We start from the raw sequence: 3,976 nt of genomic DNA on the forward strand, positions 1-3,976 counted from the left end.
TCGGCGGACGCATCGGCGTGCAGCAAACGGGTCATGAGGCCTCTCCCGGGCGGTTCGAACGTTTCCGGGCCGCATGGTAGTCGTCCGCCGCGGCACGCGCCACGCGGGAGGCGGACGGCACGGAACCAGCCTCGTGCCCCGGACAAGGCGCGGCAGGCCGCAGGCCTGATGCGCCGCACTCGGGACCGAGGGCGGCCGAACCAGATCGGCCGCGGGCCGCAGCCTGCTCTCTCCCCCCTTGTGGGGGAGAGGTGGAGAGGGGGGTGGCCGCGCGGCACAACGCCGGCGCTGTACCCCCCTCCCTGTCCCTCCCCCACACAAGTCGGGCCTGCCCGACTTGTGACGTGTGGTGCGCAACCCGGGCGAGCCCGGGTTGCGTGGGGGAGGGAACGCAGGAGCCGCGAGGTCGCGCGGCAGTGTCGGAAAACGCCAGTCGAGCCGCCCCTGGGCCCCGGCTCGGCGGCGCAGCGCGAGGCGCTGCGCCTTGTCCGGGGCACGGTTGTCCGGGCCCGCCGCAGCGTGCTCAGCCGGCGCCGAGTTTCTTCTGCCAGTCGAGGGCGTGGCGGACGATCGTCTTCAGGTCGTCGAAGCGCGGCTGCCAGCCGAGCACTTTTCGGGCCCGGTCGGAGGCGGCGACGATCACGGCCGGATCGCCCGGCCGGCGCGGCGCGCGGTCGACCCGGAAGTCGACGCCCGCCACCTCCTTCACGGTCTCGATCACGTCGAGCACCGAGAAGCCGCGGCCGTAGCCGCAGTTGAGCGTCTCGGGCGCCCCGCCGGCGCGCAGATGACGCAGCGCGTCGGCATGCGCGGCGACGAGATCCGAAACGTGGATGTAGTCGCGCACGCAGGTGCCGTCCGAAGTCGGATAGTCGGTACCGAACACGTCGATTTTTTCGCGCAGGCCAAGAGCAGTTTCGACGGCGACCTTGATCAGATGCGTGGCGTTCTTCGTCGACTGGCCGGTGCGCATCGCCGGGTCGGCGCCGGCGACGTTGAAGTAGCGCAGGATCACGTGGCCGAGGCCGTGCGCCAGCGTCGCGTCGCGCAGCATGATCTCGCTCATCAGCTTGGACGAGCCGTAAGGCGACATCGGCGCGAGCGTCGCGTCCTCGGCGACCGGCGTCTGGGCCGGGTTGCCGTAGACGGCCGCCGTCGACGAGAAGATGAAATGCTTCACGCCGCCTTCGACCGCGCACTGGATCATGCTGCGCGTGTTGGCCGTGTTGTTGCGGTAGTACTTCAGCGGATCGGCGACCGACTCGGGGACGACGATCGAGGCGGCGAAGTGGATGATCGACTGGATGCCGTGCTCGGCGATCAGCCGCGACACCAGCGCGGCGTCGCCGGTGTCGCCGGTCACCAGCGTCGCCGCCGCGGGCACGGCCGCCCGGAACCCGGTGGACAGATTGTCGAGCACCACGACCCGCTCGCCGGCGTCGACCAGGGCGTGGACCATGTGGCTGCCGATATAGCCGGCGCCGCCGGTCACCAGAACGCTCATGCGCAGTCCTTTCGTTGCCGCAATCGCCTATCCATATCGGCGCCGCGCCGCCGCGACCAGGGGAGGGGGCCGCCGCTCGGTCGCATGACAAGCGCGCCGCCCCCGTATAAGAGAACCGCGCCCCGCCGGCCCCGACCGCGGAGGTGCCCGCCGGACCCGATGGTTTCATGGCCGACGTCCTGTTCATCAAGACCTCGTCGCTCGGCGACGTGGTGCATCACATGCCGGCCGTCACCGACGCGCGCCGGGCGCTGCCGTCGGCCCGCCTGGTCTGGCTGGTCGAGGAGGCGTTCGCGCCGCTCGCCGGCCTGCATCCCGGGGTCGACGCCGTGGTGCCGGTCGCCTGGCGGCGCTGGAGACGCGGCCTGCAGCGGGGCGCGACCTGGTCCGAGATCGGCCGCTTCGTGCGCGACCTGCATGGGCGCCGCTTCGACACCGTGATCGACACGCAGGGGCTCCTGCGCACCGCCGTCCTCACCCGGCTCGCCCGCGGCGAGCGCCACGGCTACGATTTTGCGAGTGCCCGCGAGGGACTGGCGACGCTGAGCTACGACGTCCGTCATACGGTCGCGCGAAACCTCCACGCCGTCGCCCGCAATCGCCTGCTCACCGCCGCCGCGCTCGGCTACGTGCCGCAGGGGGAGGCCGACTACGGCCTCGACCGCACGGCGCTCGCCGACCCGGCGCCGCGGCCCTATGCGGTGCTGCTGCACGCGACGGCGCGACCCGAGAAGGAGTGGCCCGAGGCCGACTGGATTTCGCTCGGCACTGCGCTGGCGGCGCGCGGACTCGATCTGGTCCTGCCCTGGGGCACGCCGGCCGAAAAGGTGCGGGCCGAGCGGCTCGCCGCTGCGATGCCGTCGGCCCGGGTGCCGGAGCGCCGGCCGCTCGACCGGGTGGCGCGGTTGATCGCCGGGGCGACGCTGGTGGTCGGCGTCGACACCGGCCTCCTGCATCTCGCCGCGGCGCTCGGCGTGCCGCTGGTGTCGATCTTCGTCGGCAGTCGCCCGTCGCTGACCGGCCCAACCGGCACGGGCCCGATCGTCACCCTCGGCGATCACGGCGCCGCCTGCAGCCTCGCCGAGGTCGAGGCGGCGGTGGCGCGGGTGCTGCCGGTCGGAGTGGGGTGAGCGGGCAGCGCAGGTCGACGAGAGCAGGCGTCGCCCTGGCTCGGAACAATCGAGCGATTCTTCAGACCCCGTCGGGCGGCGGGACCGAGCCACGCTTCATCATCAGGTAGGCGAACTCGCGAACATACGGCTCGGTGAGCGTGCCGATGACCGGCGTGGCAAAGCCCGACCAGCAGCCGAAGAACGTCGCGGTCCAGGGCAGTACGGCGGTGTGATCGAGGTCGAATCGCGTCGGCCGTGCCAAGCCGAGCAGCGCGACGTCTGCAGCGTCTTGAATGATGAGATCGAGATGTTGTCGGCGCGGGAGCTTCAGCTGCTTCGTCCCGTAGGCGATGCGGCAGGCATAGCGGCCCGAGGTCTTGCCGCGCAGAACTGCGAGGACCAGGCCCGGTCTCAATTTGAGGCCCGGCTCGGCCTCCTGCAGCCGTTCAGGGAAATAGCAGGTGACCAGATCGAATCTGGCTGGCGGGGCGTGAATCCAGTCCGGGTCAGCGCTTGTCGCCGACATCGCCGTCGACGATCGCCCACTCTTCGCCTTCGAGTTCGCGATCGGCCTTCCGCTGCATATGGGCAACGGCTTGGGCCGTCACGTCGGCATCGTAGGCGAGTGCTTCGGGCGGCGGCGCGGGCGTCTTCGGAGCAGCACCATCGCGCTTCTTCCGCAGTGCGGGCATGACACTCTCCTTCAGCCCCTCAACGGCCGAGCCGGTAGAATTTGTACAACCATCGTCGGCGACCAAACAAGCAGTCCCACACCGATGCAGGTGCTTCGGATCGGCCCGAGGGGCGATGCGCATGTTCGTCGCGCCAACGTCGAGACGGATAGCGTCCGCATTCGACGTAGGATCACGTGGAACGGTACCAGTTCTCACGCTTTCGGCGAAAGCCGATTTACGTCACGCCGTTTCTGGCAAGGACGACGTTTCCAGTGGAGGCGGCGGGCCAGATGGTGGGCGCTGCAGGGATTGAACCTGCGACCCCATCCGTGTGAAGGATGTGCTCTCCCGCTGAGCTAAGCGCCCGCCTGGTCGGCCGAAGGCCGCCCTGTTCGACCCGTCGATAAATTCACCGGGTGAACCCGTTCGGACCGAGGTCCGAGAAGTTCGGGTGCGGCCCGAACCGTCCGCGCGAAGTAGCCGTCGGGACCGGGCCTGTCAAGCGTCGACGCGGTCGCCGTTGCGTCTCGGCCGGCCGACGACGATCGGTGCGTCGCGGTCGAGGGGCCCACCCGGCGGACAGGCCTCACTGCGGCGGCAACGGTGTCGCCGGGGCGATGGTGGCGGGCGCGGGCGCCGGGGCGGTGGCGGGTGCGGCCGGCGCGGGTGCCGGGGCCGGTGTGGAG

The 3,976-nt window shown here is 70.8% G+C and carries 4 protein-coding genes and 1 tRNA gene; 1 reads left to right on the plus strand and 4 read right to left on the minus strand.

Features of this window, described 5'->3' with window-relative positions:
- Positions 1 to 523: 523 nt before the first annotated feature.
- Positions 524 to 1,504, minus strand: coding sequence for a UDP-glucose 4-epimerase GalE (galE, locus tag CCR97_RS24255; RefSeq protein WP_111360071.1), 981 nt, complete (start codon positions 1,502 to 1,504; stop codon positions 524 to 526).
- A gap of 167 nt (positions 1,505 to 1,671) precedes the next feature.
- Here galE and waaC point away from each other — a divergent pair, with 167 nt between their 5' ends.
- Positions 1,672 to 2,634: a lipopolysaccharide heptosyltransferase I gene (gene waaC, locus CCR97_RS24260; RefSeq protein ID WP_111360070.1), complete on the plus strand. Its 963-nt coding sequence runs from the start codon at positions 1,672 to 1,674 to the stop codon at positions 2,632 to 2,634.
- A 61-nt stretch (positions 2,635 to 2,695) separates the two neighbouring features.
- Here waaC and CCR97_RS24265 read toward each other — a convergent pair whose 3' ends face one another.
- The 3 genes from CCR97_RS24265 to CCR97_RS24275 all read right to left on the minus strand — a co-directional run bounded on the left by CCR97_RS24265 (position 2,696) and on the right by CCR97_RS24275 (position 3,656).
- Positions 2,696 to 3,142, minus strand: a complete 447-nt coding sequence (locus CCR97_RS24265; protein ID WP_146618937.1) for a hypothetical protein — start codon at positions 3,140 to 3,142, stop codon at positions 2,696 to 2,698.
- Positions 3,123 to 3,308, minus strand: coding sequence for a hypothetical protein (locus tag CCR97_RS24270; protein WP_111360068.1), 186 nt, complete (start codon positions 3,306 to 3,308; stop codon positions 3,123 to 3,125). Before CCR97_RS24270 ends, CCR97_RS24265 begins: the two co-directional genes overlap by 20 nt.
- A gap of 273 nt (positions 3,309 to 3,581) precedes the next feature.
- Positions 3,582 to 3,656: transfer RNA gene (locus CCR97_RS24275), tRNA-Val, on the minus strand.
- Positions 3,657 to 3,976: the final 320 nt, after the last annotated feature.

It is taken from the genome of Rhodoplanes elegans (genome assembly GCF_016653355.1).
In the GTDB taxonomy this organism is placed as follows: domain Bacteria; phylum Pseudomonadota; class Alphaproteobacteria; order Rhizobiales; family Xanthobacteraceae; genus Rhodoplanes; species Rhodoplanes elegans.